The 19,727-nt window shown below is 45.5% G+C and carries 13 protein-coding genes and 1 pseudogene; 8 read left to right on the forward strand and 6 right to left on the reverse strand.

What is annotated here, in order from left to right; all coding sequences use genetic code 11:
* Nucleotides 1–272: 272 nt before the first annotated feature.
* Nucleotides 273–2,249 carry a heavy metal translocating P-type ATPase gene (locus QUB56_RS19390; protein WP_332957356.1) on the reverse strand — a complete coding sequence of 659 codons (1,977 nt, stop codon included), beginning with the start codon at nucleotides 2,247–2,249 and terminating at the stop codon, nucleotides 273–275.
* A 560-nt stretch (nucleotides 2,250–2,809) separates the two neighbouring features.
* On the opposite strand from QUB56_RS19390, the gene QUB56_RS19395 reads away from it, so the two are divergent.
* Nucleotides 2,810–3,124, forward strand: coding sequence for a transposase (locus QUB56_RS19395; RefSeq protein WP_332957357.1), 315 nt, complete (start codon nucleotides 2,810–2,812; stop codon nucleotides 3,122–3,124).
* Nucleotides 3,125–3,383: 259 nt separating this feature from the next.
* Here QUB56_RS19395 and QUB56_RS19400 read toward each other — a convergent pair.
* Nucleotides 3,384–3,554 (reverse strand): annotated as a pseudogene (locus tag QUB56_RS19400) (VOC family protein); the annotation flags it as partial.
* A gap of 370 nt (nucleotides 3,555–3,924) precedes the next feature.
* Here QUB56_RS19400 and QUB56_RS19405 point away from each other — a divergent pair.
* Both QUB56_RS19405 and QUB56_RS19410 read left to right on the forward strand, forming a co-directional pair.
* Entirely contained in the window at nucleotides 3,925–4,818 is an 894-nt protein-coding gene (locus QUB56_RS19405) for an FkbM family methyltransferase (protein WP_332957358.1), read from the forward strand.
* A 98-nt stretch (nucleotides 4,819–4,916) separates the two neighbouring features.
* Nucleotides 4,917–5,669, forward strand: a complete 753-nt coding sequence (locus QUB56_RS19410) for a cupin domain-containing protein (protein WP_332957359.1) — start codon at nucleotides 4,917–4,919, stop codon at nucleotides 5,667–5,669.
* 60 nt (nucleotides 5,670–5,729) lie between these two features.
* On the opposite strand, the gene QUB56_RS19415 is transcribed toward QUB56_RS19410, so the two are convergent.
* Nucleotides 5,730–6,167 carry a VOC family protein gene (locus QUB56_RS19415; protein ID WP_332957360.1) on the reverse strand — a complete coding sequence of 146 codons (438 nt, stop codon included), beginning with the start codon at nucleotides 6,165–6,167 and terminating at the stop codon, nucleotides 5,730–5,732.
* A 201-nt stretch (nucleotides 6,168–6,368) separates the two neighbouring features.
* Nucleotides 6,369–6,878 (reverse strand): TIGR02652 family protein, encoded by a 510-nt coding sequence (locus QUB56_RS19420; protein ID WP_332957361.1) that lies wholly within the window; start codon nucleotides 6,876–6,878, stop codon nucleotides 6,369–6,371.
* Nucleotides 6,879–6,984: 106 nt separating this feature from the next.
* Here QUB56_RS19420 and QUB56_RS19425 point away from each other — a divergent pair, with 106 nt between their 5' ends.
* From QUB56_RS19425 to QUB56_RS19440, 4 genes are all read left to right on the forward strand, one after another.
* Complete coding sequence (locus QUB56_RS19425) at nucleotides 6,985–7,530, forward strand: gamma carbonic anhydrase family protein (protein ID WP_332957363.1); 546 nt, start codon at nucleotides 6,985–6,987, stop codon at nucleotides 7,528–7,530.
* Nucleotides 7,531–7,571: 41 nt separating this feature from the next.
* Nucleotides 7,572–8,177, forward strand: coding sequence for a Uma2 family endonuclease (locus tag QUB56_RS19430; RefSeq protein ID WP_332957365.1), 606 nt, complete (start codon nucleotides 7,572–7,574; stop codon nucleotides 8,175–8,177).
* A gap of 277 nt (nucleotides 8,178–8,454) precedes the next feature.
* A complete protein-coding gene (locus tag QUB56_RS19435) occupies nucleotides 8,455–10,911 on the forward strand; it encodes a GH116 family glycosyl hydrolase (RefSeq protein WP_332957368.1) in 2,457 nt (818 codons plus the stop codon).
* Between the two features lie 446 nt (nucleotides 10,912–11,357).
* On the forward strand, nucleotides 11,358–12,791 hold the full coding sequence (locus QUB56_RS19440; RefSeq protein ID WP_332957371.1) for a protein adenylyltransferase SelO family protein: 1,434 nt from the start codon (nucleotides 11,358–11,360) through the stop codon (nucleotides 12,789–12,791).
* 166 nt (nucleotides 12,792–12,957) lie between these two features.
* Here QUB56_RS19440 and QUB56_RS19445 read toward each other — a convergent pair whose 3' ends face one another.
* Both QUB56_RS19445 and QUB56_RS19450 read right to left on the reverse strand, forming a co-directional pair.
* Entirely contained in the window at nucleotides 12,958–15,147 is a 2,190-nt protein-coding gene (locus tag QUB56_RS19445; protein WP_445243374.1) for a tetratricopeptide repeat protein, read from the reverse strand.
* A gap of 189 nt (nucleotides 15,148–15,336) precedes the next feature.
* Nucleotides 15,337–17,535, reverse strand: a complete 2,199-nt coding sequence (locus tag QUB56_RS19450) for a tetratricopeptide repeat protein (protein WP_332957375.1) — start codon at nucleotides 17,533–17,535, stop codon at nucleotides 15,337–15,339.
* Between the two features lie 638 nt (nucleotides 17,536–18,173).
* Between QUB56_RS19450 and mnmE the strand changes: the two genes are divergently transcribed.
* Nucleotides 18,174–19,559, forward strand: coding sequence for a tRNA uridine-5-carboxymethylaminomethyl(34) synthesis GTPase MnmE (mnmE, locus tag QUB56_RS19455; protein ID WP_332957378.1), 1,386 nt, complete (start codon nucleotides 18,174–18,176; stop codon nucleotides 19,557–19,559).
* Nucleotides 19,560–19,727 lie beyond the last annotated feature (168 nt).

Raw genomic sequence — 19,727 nt, forward strand, 5'->3', positions numbered from 1 at the left:
ATTCGTATGGATCGCAATCCGGCGGAGTCAATCGATTTTAGATTTTAGATTTTAGATTTTAGATTTACCCCACGGATAAATGCTCTTTCTTGAGGATTTTCGAAGATCGATTTGGGATTGATTTCACGGATAAATCACGTGGCGGGTACCACCTTTGAAATTCTTGGTCACCGTATATTTGAAGGTATGTATATTTTTGAGGTTGAACCGAGGTGCGCGCGATCGACTATGATGAGGTCGATCGACAAAAAGCACTCTGATGTGCGAATACTCTATTTCAAAACTCTAGTCGCATTGAAAATAGCTGCTAAAGCCACCCCAACATCGGCAAAAACTGCTTCCCACATTGTCGCTAAACCAAAAGCACCCAAACCAATAAATATCGCTTTGACTGACAGGGCAAAAATGATATTTTGCCAGACAATATTATGAGTTTTTCGGGCAATTTTAATGGCTTGGGCCACCTTAGACGGTGCATCTGCCATAATCACAACATCGGCAGTTTCGATCGCCGCATCCGAACCCAAACCCCCCATCGCTATGCCCACATCAGCTCTAGCAAGAACGGGTGCATCATTAATTCCGTCCCCGATAAAAACAATTTTATCGCCTTTTCTAGATTCGCCGATCAATTTTTCGATCGCCTCTAATTTTCCTTCGGGTAATAACTCAGCTAAATAGGAATCTAAACCGAGCTTTTTCGCAACACTATCGGCTACAGCTTGATTATCTCCTGTTAGCATCACGATTCGCTCAACACCTAATTTTTTGAGGTCGCCAATAGCCTGTACTGCGTCTTCCTTAAGCTCGTCAGCAATTAAAATGTAGCCAGCGTAGCGGTTGTCTACCGCTAAATGCACGATCGTACCTTCAGCATTGCAGACATCGCGAGCAATATTTTCTCGGTGCAGCAAACGGTCATTTCCCGCCAGCACAATTTGATGATTTACTTTTGCTCGAATGCCGTATCCCGCTATTTCTTCGTAATCTTTCACCTCCGATGAATCTATTTTTCCGCCGTAAGCTTCCATAATAGATTTTGCGACTGGGTGATTTGATTGAAATTCTACTTTAGCCGCTATTGCCATTAACTCGGTTTGGGTAAAACCATTTGTAGGCACAATTTCTGCTACTTTAAAAACTCCTTTTGTCAAAGTTCCTGTTTTGTCCCAAACAACTGTCTTGACTGCTGTCATGGTATCTAAAAAAGTCGCTCCTTTAACCAAAATACCGCCCTTGGCTGCACCGCCAATTCCTCCAAAGTATCCCAGAGGAATGCTAATCACCAATCCGCAAGGGCAGGAAATAACTAACAAGACTAGGGCGCGGTAAACCCATAAAAAGCGATCGGCATTAGTTGCTCCTGAAATGAAGAAAGGCGGAATTAAAGCCACTGCGAGCGATGCAAATACTACAAAAGGCGTGTAGTAACTGGCAAATTTGGTGATAAATTTCTCAGTTTCAGCTTTTTTGCTTCTGGCATTTTCTACTAATCCCAGAATTCGGGAGATTGAAGATTCGCCGAAGAGTTTGGTAACTTTGACGGTGAGAACTCCTGTCTGGTTAATTGTTCCTGCTAAAACTGTTTCTCCAGCTTTCACTGTTCGAGGTACTGATTCTCCAGTGAGTGCAGATGTGTCAATCTGAGAGTTGCCCTCTATAATTTCACCGTCTAAGGGAATTTTTTCTCCCGGTTTAACAAGGATGATATCGCCGACGGCTACGGTTTCTGGCGAAACTTTTTTGATGTCGCCATTTTCCTTGAGGTTGGCGCTGTCTGGGCGAATTTCTAAAAGCGATCGGATCGATTGACGCGATCGCCCAACGGCAAATTCTTGAAAAAGTTCTCCGATTTTGAAAAACAACATCACCCCGACTGCTTCAGGGAGTTTGTGAATAGCGACAGCGCCGAGTGTTGCTATAGTCATTAAGAAATTTTCATCAAAAAATCGACCTCGCAGAATATTGCGACCCGCATTAGTTAAAACGTTCCATCCGCTTAAAAGATAGGCTGGGATGAAAACCAGATATTCACCTATAGAATAGGGCGTGTTGTGCAACTTTTCTTCAAAAATTAAACCGCAGACAAATAGTAAAACAACCAATATCACAGGAATCAATTCTTGATTCAGGTTGAAATCTCCGACGTTGTGGTCGCGGCCGTCGTGGTTAGGATTCTCATGGGTGCGATTGTCGTCGTCGTGACTGCAACTACAGCAGCCGGAATCGATCGATTTGGCTTTTTGCATGGTTTTTCCTAGGTTTTGGCTTACATCTGACCTATGAATAGATATTCATATTATAGATGCAAAAATAAAATCTGCTAGATTTGGAGTTAAAAATCTAGTGGATTTTATAAAAATATTGTTAAGTTGGTAGGGGACGTTATGAGGGATTAAGAGTAATAACTCTTATCAGTTTCCGGTTGAGAGAGAGAATGATTATCCATAGTCGTTAGTCATTAACTAATTAAGTCGCCGGATAAACTCTCAGGGCAAACCAGCAGCTTCCTCAAACCGCTGTTTCAGAGACTGCAACTAGCTATAGCAATCACAGAAGTAATCCAGTGGTTAAAAAATAAATACTCTTGGAATTTAGATGAACTGGTTACTTATTTAGAGCTAGAATTGGGTGTGATATATAAATCAAAACAGAGTTACTATGAAATTTTAAATCGGGCGAAGATTGTTGAAACAAAACTCAAAAGAGCAATCCTAAATTTAATAAATAACTGGTAAAGAAACCGGAACACATTAACGATATTTAATTTAAAAACAAGACCGATATAGAATATGCGGAAATAATAGTATTGTTTTTAGATGAATGTCATTTACTTCATGGCGATCTGACTGGTTATGTTTGGGGTCAATGCCAAATCCGAATTGAAGTCCCAATTACCACTAAAAAAGATAGACAAACTTATTTGGGCGCACTCCATTATCAAAGCAAAGAATTCCATGTTCAGAGCCATGCATCTGGTGATAGAAAATCAACTGTTAAATTTACAAAATACTTACAAAATAAATATAAAAGTCGAAAAATTATCTTGATTTGCGATGGAAAGAGTTATCATAACTATCAAGAAGTTAGAGATTTTTTATTAAAAATAAATGGTGACAAATAACCTGAAAATTGGTCAATTAATTGTATTTTATTTGCTCTCCATGCTCCCCAGCAGCATCCCGTTGAAGAGATTTGGTTCCCGCTTAATTTTTTTTTAAATAAAGTATTGGTATTTATGTATGTCTTTTAAGATTGTCAAATTTTTGGAGAGAGTTTTTTACTAAGGAACATAAATTAAATTTCGCCAAAATACGTCATATTTACACACAGAAAATCATTGAGGATTGCTCTAGATATAGAAAATCATTTAGGATTGCTATAGGTAAGTCAGTTGTGGCCTCAGTTAAATCGAAAGATAAATGATAATATCCAACATAATGCTCGTCTCCGAAAGCATCCGGTGCGGGTTTTGGTTGCGGGATTTGAATTAGTTCGATGCGTCCGTTGAGACCTTCCATCCAACAGGCTAGGGTGTAACCTGTGGTAAAGCGAGTCCACGCCTCCCCAGAACGATACAGTCATTGCGAGGAAAGACAATCAACCTTTAGCCTTCCTCACGGGTGTTAGTAAAACTCTGATGACCTCAGGCGATTTTATCGTCTAATCGCGCCCGATCGACACCGCTAAGGATCCAGCTTCCGATTTCTGTCATCGAGCTCGATCGGGTTTGAGACGGCTTACAATACCCCTATCAGTTGCCAGAGGGGGGATCTCTGCGCTTGGGTCTGCTGGCCGGAATTTTGGGAGAGTCTCAGCCGATTGCTCAAAGCTGACGGTCGAGCGCTATAGATAGGATTGCTATATGCGCGACTTTGATGTTTAATGGCTAAGGTCAACTATCCTATCGGCTAAAGCGACGCAATGTTTCAAGAATTACTATCGGAAATTGCTATTTTCAATGAGACAAATTTTGTTCTAGTTGATATCGGTGCATCAGGCGAACCTCACCGCATCTGGCAGGAAATTGCTCCGTTTTCCTACTACATCGGCTTCGACCCAGATTCTAGGGAATTGAATGAGGAAAATTCTTGGAATTTCCAAAAATTTACCATTGTCAAAAAAATCGTAACCGATGATTCCTCTAGTCAGGTAAAATTTTACCTAACTTCCTATCCCTTCTGTTCGAGTACGCTTCAACCCAACGAGAATTGCCAGCAGTATAGCTTTACAGAAACATTTGACGTTGAGCGCAGTGTGGAATTACCTGCAACACGGTTAGATGAAGTCATTAGAGATCTGAAAGTTGATGGAATTGATTGGTTAAAACTCGATTCCCAAGGTCGGGATTTAGATATATTTATGAGTATCGATAAATCGGTCAGAGATGGGATGTTAGCGATCGATGTCGAACCGGGAATCATAGCTTTCTATCACGGAGAAAACACGTTTGATCTAGTTCACAAAGCTTTAATTGAGGAAGGATTTTGGCTGTCGAGTCTCAACTTTCAGAGTTTTCCTAGGGTGATGCAGAGTACGCGGAAAGCCCTCTCTAGTCAATTCGACCAGCAACATATCGAACGATTAGCGGGGAGTCCGACAGCCGCTGAAGCCAGATATTTCAGAACCCTAGAGCACCTCAAATTAGTTGATGCTAGTTTGCGCGACTACGTGAGTCTTTGGGCTTTTGCGCTATTGGATGGCAAGGTGGGTTTTGCCCTGGATATCGCCTTACACGTCGCAGACTCCTATGGCACAGATCCTGTGGGCGGTATATTGCTAGATAAAACGATCGAACTGGCGAAACAGTATAAATAGGGAATAGGCGAACCCAGCAAATAGCACAAAATTTATGTATACTCGCTATAGGAACCAGCCTATACACAATCAGGAACTCATCTTAAATTTCAAGAATTATGTTTTCTCAACTTGAGTGGCAACCCCAACCTATTCACAACGACGTATCCAGTCGAGCCGCGGTCTTGCAGTCCTCGCTAACCTGGCATCAGACCACTTTTACGGGCATCTGGTTTGGTGCCTTCGAGTCCGACGATAACGTTCAAGATCATCCCGTCACCATGCTGACTCGCTTCGCTCCGGGTGGCTTTTTCCCGCTACACGGACACCCGGGTGGAGAAGAAATTTTGGTACTCGAGGGTAACTTCGCTGATGAAACCGGTGTGTATCCTCCAGGATCTTATATGCTCAATCCCGAAGGGTTTATCCATCGTCCTTATAGCGATGAAGGTTGCCTGACATTTGTTAAATTACGGCAACATGGTGGAACCACTCGCCAGCGGGTGAAAACGAATATTTACGACTTGTCCTGGCAGCCCAGTGCTATTCCCCAAATTGAAGTAAAGCCACTTTATCAGCAAGAGGGTTTTCATGAAAAAGTTTGGGTGGAACGCTGGCAACCAGGCACGGCTTTGTGGAACGTAGTTGAATCTGAGGTGAAAGAAATCTTTGTCATCGAAGGGTATTGGAGTGATGAGTTAGGAGATTTCCCCGCTGGTAGTTGGCTGCGGTATTCACCCAATTCTCCCTATAGTCCGTCGTCGGCCACCGGTTGTCTGGTTTATGTTAAGACTTATCCTCTAGATGCAACGCGATTTATTGTTGGAAAAGACTTCCGACACCCTTTTGAGACAACTGAGTCTTCTGGCTAAGGATTAGCGGTATGAATTTAAAGAATATAAATGGCTAATGACTACTAACTACTGACCTCATTAGCCATTCATCCGCCGGATAAACTCTAAAGGCAAACCATCCGTATCGGCAATAAAAGCTACTTCGTAAACATTTTGCCCGATCGCCTGTTGAGTCGGTTCTAATAAAACTTTCAAAGCTTGAAACTGGTTTGGTTGGTCTTTAACAGCTTCCTCAAACCGCTGTTTCAGAGACTGCAACCAGCTAGGCAAGTCAGTTGTCGCCTCAGTTAAATCGAAAGATAAATGATAATATCCAACATAATGCTCGTCTCCGAAAGCATCCGGTGCGGGTTTTGGTTCCGGGATTTGAATTAGTTCGATGCGTCCGTTGAGACCTTCCATCCAACAGGCTAGGGTGTAACCTGTGGTAAAGCGATCGCACACAGTAAATCCCAACTGTTCGTAAAAGGCGATCGCCCGGTGAATGTTAGCAGTGCGAATCGAGGCGTGGTGCATTCGATTTTAGATTTTAGATTTTAGATTTTAGATTTTAGAAGGGAAGTAGGAATTCCGGCTTGGGATTTTAGATTTTAGAGGGTAAATTGGTAATTCGGAATTAAAAACGGTCGCATCTTTAGCGCGAAAGCAATAGAGCCTTCTTCCCTCTTCCCTCTTCCTTCTTCCTTCTTCCCTATTCCTTCTTCCTTCTTCCTTCACTTATTCAAACAACCGAAAATAGGGATATCTAATCGGAACTCCCGGCTCTTTTTCCAAATCAAAATTAATCACTTCCCAACAAGGGTCCTCTTGGGGATCGGGGCTAAAATCCACAGGCAAACCGTACAGCCTCGGCCGCGGCGATTCCGACTGGCCGCGCCAAGGCGTGCTGCGTTCCAAATAAGCGCTGATTAAGTCGCGATAGCGTTGGGCAACGATCACGCGAGTTGCTCGGTAGCCTTGAGTATAAAGTCGATCGAGCGCTTCGTGAATTTCAAACCGAATCCCGTCGGGGTGCGTGTGCTGGCGATACCATTCACCCTCCCAGCGGCGCCAGTGCCGCCCAGACTGAAGGTGAACCAGTTCCCCCGTTTTTGGATCTGCCTCAAATGCCCCGTGACGCGGACACAAATAGGTATCCGTGAGCGTTAAAGCCGGAATTGTTTGGCGACAGTGGGGACACTGAATTTCCGGGCCAAACATTGGGTATTGCAAGGCAACTTCAATCATTTATTTGCGTCCCACCATATTTTCTCTGCAAAAGTGCCAAATACTTTTATTATATCCCGTATCAACAACCAGCTAATCTGCTAGAAGTATAACGATCGACCAACTAATGAGCAATCTCAACGAACCTCTGTCTGCACTTCCTTTCTATTGGCCCAGGCCGGATCTGTCCCAAGCGGCTTTTGTCGCTGAAGGCGCTGTTGTCATCGGCAGGGTAGAGGTGGCAGCAGGCGCTAGTATCTGGTACGGGGCGGTGGTGCGGGCGGATATAGAGCGAATTGCAATAGGTTCAAGTACCAATATCCAAGATGGAGCAATTCTGCACGGCGATCCGGGGATACCGACTGTTTTGGAAGATTTCGTCACAGTCGGACACCGAGCCGTGATTCACTCAGCTTACATTGAACGGGGCTGCCTGATCGGGATTGGGGCGATCGTCCTGGACGGAGTGAGGGTGGGAACAGGCTCTATCGTCGGTGCAGGCGCGGTTGTCACCAAGGACGTTCCCCCTCACACGCTAGTTGCGGGAGTGCCTGCCAAACGCCTGCGGGATGTCTCTGAGGAAGAAGCAGCCGAGTTGGTGGAACACGCTAAGCGTTACGAAAAATTGGCTCTGGTTCACGCGGGGAAAGGAACTAATTTGGGATTTGGTTAGTTGATAGAATAAGATTTTCAGCAAAAAACTATTAGTTTCCAATGGCTTACACCGCGCCAAAAACCCTCACCTTTGAAACATTCCTCGATCGATATTGTGACAACTTCGGTTACGAGCTCGCTGACGGAGAATTAGTTGACAGAGAACCCACAGGCCCCCACGAAACCGTCAGCGGTAAACTGGCAACTCAAATCGGCATCGCCATCACAGCAGAAAAACTACCCTGGTTCATTCCCCGCACTTGTTTAATCCGTCCATTTTCAGACGCAGCTACCGCCCGCCGTCCCGATATTGTCGTATTAGATGAAACCGCTATTGTCAGCGAGCCCCTTTGGGAAAGAGAACTTGTGATTACGCTGGGGCGATCGATTAAATTAGTTGTAGAAGTTGTCAGCACTAAGTGGGAAACTGATTACGCGCGAAAAGTTGAAGAATATGCTCTTTTAGGAATTCCCGAATATTGGATAGTTGATTATCGCGGATTGGGGGGCGCGGTTTTTATCGGCAAACCTAAACAACCTACTGTCACTGTTTGCGAACTGATTGACGAAGAGTACGCGCAGCAACAATTTCGCCTCGGTCAACCGATTATTTCTCCTCTGTTAAAAAGCTTGCAAATTCGCTTAGATGATATTCTGCCCCGTTAGGCGATCGGCAACAAATTTGAGATTTGAGATTTGAGATTTGAGAAGTGATTAGTCTGGTAGCCCTGAACCCAATTGCTTTTGACCAACAATCAAGCGATTTTAGATTTGAGATTTGAGATTGTAGAATTGATGAAGCAGGCAAACCTGAAACCAATTGCTTGATTGTCAAGAATCACCAGTCAACAATCTTCGGAAAAATCGGGATTTGTTCGAGCGATAAAAGTTTAAACTTAAATAAAAAAATTGTCAAGCTCGATCGAGCGCTAAAATTGATGACATGAATAACGATCGCACATCTACTCCAAACATCCCCCCGTACACCTGGAAACGTCCCATCGGCCTCGGTTGGGAGAATCCCTATACAGTCCGCTACGCAAGCAATCTCGATGACGGGCCATGGCACGGAATGCCTCTGGGCGGGTTCGGTGCCGGCTGCATCGGGCGATCGTCCCGCGGCGATTTCAACCTCTGGCACATTGACGGTGGCGAGCACATATTTCGCAGTTTGCCCGCCTGTCAGTTCAGCGTTTTTGAAGAAACTCAAGGCCAGAAACAAGCTTTTGCACTGTCCACTGAACCGCCTACCGATGGCAGTTTATCTAGTTGGAATTGGTATCCTTGCGAAGGAAGAAGGAAGAAGGAAGAAGGAAGAAGGGAAGAAGAAGAAAGAACCGGGGAAGAGTCTAATTCTTCGGGTACTTATCATGCTTTATATCCGCGCAGTTGGTTTGTTTACGAAAATGTATTTCATGCTCAATTAAGCTGCGAGCAATTTTCGCCAATTTTGCCGAACAATTATCAGGAAAGCAGTTACCCAGTTGCCATGTTTGAATGGGTAGCGCACAATCCTACAGATGCGCCGATTACTCTCAGCATCATGCTGACTTGGCAGAATATTGTCGGTTGGTTTACTAATGCCAATAAGTCGCCGAAAGTGATGGTGCGAGATGATGGTAGTCCATTTTATGACTATCAACACCGGTGGGGAGAAAGTGCCGGCAATTTGAATTTGTTGGTGGAAGATTTTCACCGAATCGGTTGCGTGATGACGCGGTTGACTGCTGAGGAGGAACCGCAAGAGGGGGATGGACAATGGGCGATCGCAACTATTACTAATCCAGCGGTAGAAGTATTCTATCAAACTCGCTGGAACCCGGCGGGGAATGGCGACGATATTTGGCGCAACTTTTCTGCTGAAGGTTTCTTGTTGGATGACAAAGACGAGACAGCCGCAGCCGCAGGAGAACAGTTGGCTTGTGCGATCGCAGTTCGCTTTACTGTTCGACCGGGAAAAACTCGCAAAATTCCCTTTATTATAGCTTGGGATTTGCCAGTTACTGAGTTTGCATCGGGAGTGTGGTACTACCGCCGCTATACGGATTTTTTCGGCCGCAACGGCAAAAATGCTTGGCCGATTATTCGCACTGCAATGAAGCATTCCGATACTTGGCGCGAAAATATTGAAGCTTGGCAAAAACCGATTTTAGAACGGAAAGATTTGTCAGACAGTTTTAAAATGGCTTTGTTTAACGAGTTATACGCCCTCACAGACGGCGGTACTCTGTGGAGTGCGGCTGACGAACGCGACCCCAAGGGTCAATTTGCGGTTTTGGAGTGCATTGATTACCGCTGGTACGAAAGTTTGGACGTGCGGCTTTACGGTTCTTTTGCTTTGTTGATGCTGTGGCCTGATTTGGAAAAGTCGGTGGTTTTAGCCTTCGCTAGGGCAATTTCTGCCGGAGACGATACGCCGAGAATTATTGGCTGGAATCAAGCTTCGGCTATTAGAAAAGCTGTCGGTGCGACGCCCCACGATTTGGGTGCTCCTAACGAACATCCTTGGGAGAAAACGAATTATACTAGCTATCAAGATTGCAATTTGTGGAAGGATTTGCCTTGCGATTTTGTGTTGCAGGTTTATCGGGATTTCCTGTTGACTGGCGGCACAGATTGTGAGTTTCTGCAAGAGTGTTGGCCGGCCATTGTTGAGGCTTTGGCTTATCTGAAAACTTTTGATGAGGATGGGGACGGAATTCCCGAGAATTCCGGAGCACCGGATCAGACCTTTGATGACTGGCAAATGCGGGGGATAAGTGCCTATTGCGGGGGTTTGTGGTTGGCGGCGCTGGAGGCTGCGATCGCGATCGGCGAAATCTTGGAATATGCAGCACCGCAGATAATTCCTAACCCTCAAGCAAAGATAGCACTATATCACAGTTGGCTGCTACAAGCAAGACCGAGCTATCAAGAAAAACTGTGGAACGGTCAATATTACCGTTTGGACAGCGAGAGTAATTCCGAAGTGGTGATGGCGGACCAACTGTGCGGTCAATTTTACGCGAAACTGTTAGGATTGCCGGATATTGTGCCGCCAGAATGTGCAGCCAGTGCTCTAGAAACTGTGTACGATTCTTGCTTTTTGAAGTTCAATGAGGGAGAGTTCGGTGCGGCGAATGGGGTAATGCTGAACGGTTCGCCGGAAAACCCCAATGCAACTCATCCTTTAGAAGTTTGGACGGGGATTAATTTTGGGTTGGCTGCTTTTTTGGTACAGATGGGGATGGAGGAGAAAGCTTTTAAATTGACGGATGCGGTGGTGAAGCAGATTTATGAAAATGGGTTGCAGTTTCGCACGCCGGAAGCGATTACGGCGGGGGGGACTTTTCGGGCGAGTCACTATTTGCGGGCGATGGCAATTTGGGCGATTTACGGGGTGTTGACCAATTTTAAATAGGGAAAAAGGTATATAGCCTTTGTCAGTAACATGAGGTGCTCTCGCGGGCATAGGGCATAGGGCATAGGGCATAGGGCATAGGGCATCAGTTGCGAGCGATGTGTACCTCATTTTATTGAGAACCGCTATATAAGCTGGTGAATCCCACTAAAATTTTTAAAATTTAAGCCTTCAACCCCATTTGTAGCCAGGAAAACGGTTAATTCAACTATCAATAAAATTGACCGTAAAATTTTTTCGAGATTGAGGAAAAAATTAATGTTTCATGCTCAAATTTTAGCAGAGCTCAAGTTTGAGCATGAAACAGCCCTGGGATGTGAGGGGGATCGAAATCGGCTATAAACGAGAAATATAAAGGGTTTGAGGCGATTGTTGACACCAATGCAGCGCGCACTTTACCCGTATATAATTTGGAGCGATCGCCAATTTCAAGATAAAATAGAAAAATGTCAAATCCTTTGCTTTCCCTCAACTACGAACCTGCCCTCGAATCCCTCGGCGGCGACTATTTTGATGAAGTCGCTGCCGCCGAATTTCCGCAGCATATTCTCCGCTTCCGCAATGACAAATTATTGCCGATATTGGGTTTAGACCCCGCACAAGTAACCGACCAACATTTTATCGAAGCTTTCGGCGAATTTCACTGCGTCCGCCCCTTTCTGGCACTTCGCTATCACGGCTATCAATTCAACACATATAACCCCAATTTAGGCGACGGTAGAGGCTTCTTATACGGCCAAGTTCGCGGCACTGACGGCAGACTTTACGACTTCGGCACTAAAGGTTCCGGCCGCACTCCGTACTCGCGGGGCGGTGACGGTAGACTCACTCTCAAAGGCGGAATTCGCGAAGTTTTAGCCGCGGAAGCTTTGCACCGATTGGGAGTGCGGACATCTCGCTGTTTTAGTTTAGTTGAAACTGGGGAGGCTTTGTGGCGAGGCGACGAACCATCTCCGACGCGATCGTCCGTAATGATACGTTTCAGTCATTCTCACATCCGGTTTGGAACTTTTGAAAGGTTGCACTATATCCGCCGCCCGGATTTAATTAAAAAACTTTTAGATTTTGTTATTGAATATTACTATCCCGAACTGCATTTAGAAGCAAGCAAGGCTGGTTTTTCGGCGCCGGAAAAGTATGCGCTATTTTATGCAGATTTAGTCCAGCGAGTCGCTGAATTAGTAGCTCAGTGGATGGCGGCAGGATTTTGCCACGCTGTGCTGAATACTGATAATATGTCGATTACTGGAGAAAGTTTTGATTACGGGCCTTTCGCTTTTATCCCAACTTACAAGCCGGAATTTACAGCCGCTTATTTTGACTATTACGGTCTTTATTGTTACGGCAATCAACCGTTTATTTGTAAGGGTAATTTAGAGAAGCTCCAGGAACCGCTAGCAGCGGCGATTCCTCAAGCTGATATGGATGCTGCTTTGGCAAAGTTCGGCGAGTATTATAATGCAGCTTATCGGCAGTTGATGCTCAATAGATTGGGATTTGAGGATTTGCCAGAAGCGGAGGGAGATGAGTTGTTGAAGGTGACAATTAAAATGCTGGCGGAGTCTCAAGTTGAGTATCACGATTTCTTTTTTGAACTGCGAAGACAGTTCGATCGCACTTGGCGAGATGATGCTAGTCAAATTTTTGCTGAGGCAGAACCGCGGGACTTGATAGCACCTTGGCGGCAGTTTTATTATCACGTTTTGCAAAGTTTTTCGGCGGATGATATGGACAAAATGGCGGTCAGGTTGCTCCGGCACAATCCCGAACAATCGCTGTTGAGACCGACGATTGAGGCTGTTTGGGAGTCCATAGCTATTGAGGATAATTGGCAACCATTTTATGAATTGGTTAAACGACTTCAAGACCCAGAAAATTGATTAATAATAGCTTGCATTAATAGCGTTCCGGGGCGGGTTCACCAGCATTTTCTGTTGGTATTAAAGATTAGGGTGATCCCGCCCCGGAGCAATCTGAGATTATAAAAATCTGCCACATAAGAAATATAATACCGAGAAATAATGACTAATGACTAATGACTAATGACTACTTGAGTTTTTCAATCTCAAATTGTGCATCTTTGTAACCGCCAGTAAGTCCTTGATCGAGAAACATTTTGCCGGCTTTTTCTAAATCGCTAATCGCTCCTGCTTTGTCTCCCAATGAGCGGCGAACCTGGCCTCTACCGTAGTAAGCAGCAGCATAATTCGGACTGATCCGAATAGCTTGGACGTAATCTGCGATCGCACTATTGTAATTATTTAACTGCTGGTAAATCTTAGCCCGATTAGCGTAAGCTTCAGCATTGTTGGGATTAAACGCGATTGCTGCTGTAAAATCTGCGATCGCCCCCTGGGCGTCACCCCCTGCGATCCGAGCTAAACCACGATTGTTAAAAGCATTATAATCATTCGGATTCACTTTCAGCGCTTGAGTGCAATCGGCAATTGCTTTCGGATAATCCTTCAAATTTAAATAAGCAATGCAGCGATTGTTGTAAGGAACCCCATCCTCATTGTTCAGCGAAATTGCCTGAGTGCAATCGTCAATTGCCGCTTGATGCGCTCCCAAATTCAACTGCGTGCTGCAACGATTAGCGTAAGCATCTCCACTCTTGGGATCGATCGCGATTACCTGAGAATAATCCGCCAAAGCTCCCTGATAATCTCCTAGGTGAAAGCGAGCTCTCCCCCGACTGTAGAAAGCATCAACATTCTGAGGAGCGAGTTTAATTGCTTCAGTATAATCTCCAATGCCCCCCTGCAAATCTCCGCTGGCAGCGCGAGCCAACCCCCGCGAATGATAACCTTTAGCAAGGTTCGGCTCCAACCGAATTACTGCGTTAAAATCCTGAATAGCCGCCTTGTAATCTTGCAGTTCTAAATAAGCAACTCCTCTTTTATAATATGTATCAGCATCATTGGGCTGGAGATTCAAAGCTTGAGTGTAATCCTCTATCGCCCCGCGCTTGTCGTTAAAATCGTGACGGGCTAGCCCTCGGTTAAAATAAGCCGCAACATATTTAGGATTGAGAGCGATCGCCTGAGAATAATCGCCAATTGCGTCTTGATACTTTTGTAAATCATAATTAGCATTCCCCCGCCCATAAAAACTCTCCGCATTGTTAGGATTCAATTGAATTGACTTATTAAAAGACTGCCAAGCTGCCGCCGCATCTTTCTTGCCAGAGTTTTTTACTCCCTGCTCGTAATATTCCTTAGCTTTAATCGGATTCGGGCGGCTCCAATAATTAAACAGAAATGCCAGAACTATTGCCGCCCCGAAGCCAGACAAAATCAGCCACCACAACCGATTTCCCAAACGTAACGCAACAGTATTTGAAGACACTAAGCTCGGAGAAATACTTTTATTTTGAGCCTTATTTCCCGGTTCTTGGCGGTGCTTCAACTTGCTAATAGCTTCCAACACTTCCTCAGCAGATTGATAGCGTTGGCTAAATTGGTGACAGACCATTTTGTCAATTATATTTGCTAGCCCCACAGAACATTGAGCTCTGTTTCGCCACATAATTTCCCCCGTGTGAGAAGGACTCGGATCTTGCAATTTTGGCAAATCCGTACCGGGCAAACCCGTGATAGCTTGGACTGCCATCATCCCGACTGCATAGAGGTCGCTGCTAAATTGCGGGTTGCCTTGAAATTGTTCGATCGGCATATAAGCCGGAGTTCCAGTAGCAATGGTGCGCGGAAATTCTGTATCGTACTCGCTGACGTGATTGGCGACTTCTTTAACCGAGCCGAAGTCTATTAAAACTAATTTGCCGTCTGGTTTGCGGCGGATTAAGTTGGAGGGATTAACATCGCGGTGAATCACTCCCTGAGAGTGTACGAAGGCGAGAAGTTGTAACACTTCTTCCAACAGATCGAGCACTCGTTCTTCCCGCCAAGGTTGACCTGCCACAATTTCCCTGTTTAGGGCGTGTCCGGGCACAAATTCTTCGACGAGGTAGAATTGATTTGCTTCTTCAAAATAAGCGAGCAAGAAGGGAATTTGAGCGTGTTTTCCCAGCTTTTCTAATATTTCTGCTTCTTGCTTAAATAAGCGGTAAGCGGTTTTGAGAACTGTGGAAGTGTTGCTGGGAGGGCGCAGTTGTTTGACTACACATTGAGGGTTGCCCGGGCGGCGAGTATCGACGGCTAAATAAGTTTGTCCGAAAGCTCCTGAACTGAGAATTTGCACTACGCGATAACGCCTGTCTAAAAGTTGACCAACCATGTTCATATCGGGAATTGGGAATTGGGAATTGGTGACTGGAAATTTGGAATTGGTGATGGGAAATTTGGAATTGGTGATTGGTGATTTTGCCTTCTTCCTTCTTCCTGCTTCATTTTTCATTCTTCATTTTTCCTCATGATTAATGACTCATGACTAATGATTCATGACTGATGACTGATGACTAATAGCTTATTTAGGATCGTTGATTTGTGCTTGTGCGTTTTGGAAACCATCGGCTCTTCCTTGTTCTAGAAACAGCGTTGCAGCTTTCTGAAAATCCTCGATCGCCCCAGCACGGTCTTTGAGTTGGCGGCGGACGAGGCCTCGGCTGTAAAAAGCGCTAGCATTGTTGGGGTTGAGCCGCAGCGACTGAGCAAAATCCTCAACCGCTAAAGGGTAATTTTTTAGTTCTGAGTAAATAGTACCGCGATTGCTGTAAGCTACTGCATCGCTGGGATTGAGGCGAATTGCTTGAGTAAAATCTTCCACAGCCCCCTGCTTGTCTCCCGAAGCCGATCGAGCTAATCCTCGATTGCTGTATGCTTTGGGATTGTTGCCGTTGAGTCCGATCGTCAAACTGCAATCCTCGCTGGCCTTTTGAAATTGTTTTAAATTCAGATAAGCAATGCAGCGGTTGTTGTAAGCTGCTTCATCTTTTGGATCGAGGCGAATTGCTTGGGTGCAATCTGCAATCGCTTTGTCGTAGGTTGCCAAATTTAAGTAAGTGCTGCACCGATTGGTATAAGCATCCGCTAGCTCTGGTTCCAATTCGATCGCCTTACTATAATCCTCCATCGCTCCTTGATAATCTGCCAGGTTAAATCTCGATCGACCGCGACTGTAGTAAACGCCAGCTTGTTTGGGACTAATTTGAATCGCTTGAGTAAAATCTGCCATTGCGCCTGTTTTGTCCCCTGCGGAGGAGCGAGCTAAACCCCGATTGCTGTAAGCTGTAGCATCGTTGGGGTTGAGCCGAATTGCTTGAGTGTAGTCTTCTATTGCCGTGCGGTAGTCGCCCAGATCGTAGTAGGCTAAACCCCGCTGAGAGTATGCCTCACCGTCGCTGGGATTGAGTCGCACTACTTGGGTGAAATCTTCCACGGCCCCCCGCTTGTCGCCGCTCTCGAGACGGGCCAGACCTCGATTGTAGATGGCTTTGGTGTGGCCCGGATCGACTTTAATTGCTTGCGTGTAATCCTGTATTGCTTGCTCGGTGGCGCCCATGTCGTAGCGAGTGTTGGCTCGCTTGTAGTAAGTTTCCGCATCGCTGGGATTCATGGCAATTGCTTGGGTATAATCAGCGAGCGCACCTGTTTTGTCCCCTTGCTGCGCCTTGGCTACGCCGCGCGCTAACAATTCTCTTGCCCTCGCCGGACTTTGACTCTGCCACAAGTAAATTATGAGTGCTGTCAAGATTAAAGTGGAGGCTGTTGCAGCCAACAGTAGCAGTCTGATTTGGCGCTGTCTCGACGGTTTACTCATAGCGTCCATGATGATTGTGGCTGGCGGCGGTTCAACCTCCCATTTTACGGCGATTTGTTTGAGGTCTGCCAAAACTTCGGCGGCCTCCTGATAGCGTTCCTCGCAGTCGGGCCGCACCATTCGATCGATAATATCTGCTAGGGCAGGCGAACAAGTTGCCTGGTTTCGCCAGGGAATTTCGCTTTTGTTGTTTTTTAAGGCACTCAGTTTCTTGGGTGAGAGTCCCGTCACCGCAAGCTGGGCGATCGTACCTAGAGCGTAGATGTCGCTATTGTAACGGGGGTTGCCCATCGATTGCTCGATCGGCACGTATAACTCAAGGGACCCCAAATCCTGTTTTTTTGCCTCATGCCGTTTAACAGAGTGCGGGGAGGTTTGGGCCAACAAATTACAATTAGCGACTTCCGGGTTAATTTCTTTGTCTAAGCTAAAGTCAACCAATACAAATTTGCCGTCTGACTCGCGCCGGATAGCTCTGTCTGGTTGAATTCTGCGGTGAATGAAACCATTCTGGTGTATGAAGACCAAAATTTCTAATATTTCTGATAGCAGAGCAATTACTTTGTCTTCAGCCCAAGGTTCACCGGGTTTTAGTTCTTGACTTAAAGGTGTTCCGGCAATAAATTCTTCTATTAAGTATAAACTTTGATTTTCCTCAAAATACGCCAATAATTCGGGGATTTTGTCGTGTTTTCCCAATTTCTCAATTATTTCTGCGTTTCGTTGAAATATAACTTTGACTAATTCTGGAGTTTGCGAACTTGTGCCGGGAAGCCGCATTTCTCTAACCGTGCATTGCGGATACCCGGGACGGTGAGTATCTGCTGCTAGATAAGTTTTTCCCACCTCACTTGAGTCTGTGACTTTAATGATGCGGTAACGTCTGTCTAGAAGTTGACCAATCATGCGATAGCCCTCTACCCTGTTAATGTCCCATTATTGCATGAAATCCGGATAGGCAAAATATTTAGCGGAGTAATTTAAGTTCGATAGAGCCGTGACTCCCGCCCAAATACGGATACAAGTTTCCTACAGGAGTCGTGAGCCGCCCCAAATTTTAGACTCTTGTTCAACCTCCCAGATTCATTAGTGGAGTAAAGCTCAAATCTCAACTCTCAACTCTCAAATCGACTGACTGGCCTGCCGGGGCGATCGGATTGGCGCTCGCCCGTCAAGCACGGCGACCGCGGTCTTCTAATATCTTTAAAAAAAAAATAGCTGAAATTGTTTATCCTGTCAATGAGATATGTATAATTTAACAACTAAGCCGGAGGTCAGTCTAATGAACGTACAACTGCTTGAATCCCTAATTCAAGTTATCTTGTCTCTCTGGGCAGACGAGCAATTAGCAATCGCCGGAAATATATTACCAAATATCCCCTACCATTAGACCAGGAAACTCGTGCAGCTTGCCCTTTTCTAGCGGGTATTTTAATTTTTTGAATGAGGAACATTCTTATTTATACTCTCGAAGACCGAGAAGCAATTGCCCGATCCTCAAAAACAGGAGATTGAGAAAACTTTTGAATGTGTGAATAATAAAAATGTCTGAATCACTAACAAAAGGAGGAACGATCGCAGCGATCGCCACTGCCATAGTTCCCCAACAAGGCAGCGTCGGCATTGTGCGAGTTTCCGGTTCCGCAGCCTTAAAAATTGCCGAAACTCTGTTTCGCGCCCCAGGACGGCAAATCTGGGAGTCTCACCGCATTCTTTACGGTCATATCCGTCGCCCCAAAACTCAAGAATTAGTCGATGAAGCTTTATTGTTAATCATGAAAGCGCCGCGTTCTTTTACTCGCGAAGATGTGGTAGAATTTCACTGTCACGGCGGTATAATCGCCGTGCAAGAAGTCTTGCAGTTGTGTTTGGAACATGGGGCGAGATTGGCCGAACCCGGAGAGTTTTCGCTGCGGGCTTTTTTGAACGGGAGGCTCGATTTAACTCAAGCTGAAAGTATTTCAGATTTGGTGGGAGCAAAATCGCCGGCTGCTGCACAAAGTGCTTTGGCTGGCTTGCAGGGAAAATTAGCGCAGCCAATCCGCAAATTGAGAGCAACTTGTTTGGACGTGCTGGCAGAAATTGAGGCGAGAATTGATTTTGAGGAAGATTTGCCGCCTTTAGATGAAGCTAAAACCTGTTTGGAAATAAATCATATTTTGGCGGAATTGTCAACAATTTTGGCGACGGCAGATCGCGGAGAATTGTTGAGAACGGGTTTGAAAGTAGCGATTGTTGGACGGCCGAATGTGGGAAAATCGAGTTTGTTGAATGCGTGGAGCCGGAGCGATCGGGCGATCGTCACGGATTTGCCCGGTACGACGCGGGATGTGGTAGAGTCGCAGCTAGTTGTCGGCGGCATTCCGGTGCAGGTGCTCGATACTGCCGGCATTCGAGAAACCGAAGACAAGGTAGAAAAAATTGGCGTTGAGCGATCGCGCGCAGCAGCAAAACAAGCCGATTTAGTCTTGTTGACAATTGATGCGGAATCTGGTTGGACAGAGGAAGATTCGGAAATTTACGAACAAGTAAAGCACCGCCAGCTAATTATAATTATCAACAAAATTGACCTAGTAAAAACAATCCCCGAACTACCGTTCTCCTCAGAAATTCACCCAATAGTTGCCGCAGCCGCCGCCCTCGATCGAGGCATAGCAGACTTAGAAACAGCAATTTTAGAGGCCGTCAGCGGGGGAAAATTGCAAGCAGCAAACTCAGACTTAGCAATCAACCAGCGGCAAGCAGCTGCCTTAACCAGAGCCAAAATTTCTCTGGAACAATGCACGGATACTATCAGCAACAAATTGCCTTTAGATTTTTGGACAATAGATTTGCGCGGTGCAATTCAAGCATTGGGGGAAGTTACGGGCGAAGAAGTGACAGAATCAGTGCTCGACAGAATATTTAGCAGGTTTTGCATTGGCAAATAGCAATGGCAGGACTTATGTAAAACCTCTATATTGCAGGTTGGCAATGCGCACCTTACCGCTATAACTTGAAAATTCAGAAAATTGACTGACTCGCTTGTTTCATTTTTTGCAGATTGAGTCGTTCATACCGTAAATCAGCAACGCCAATTCTTCAATCTAAAATCTCAA

It is taken from the genome of Microcoleus sp. AR_TQ3_B6 (genome assembly GCF_036702785.1).
GTDB lineage: Bacteria > Cyanobacteriota > Cyanobacteriia > Cyanobacteriales > Microcoleaceae > Microcoleus.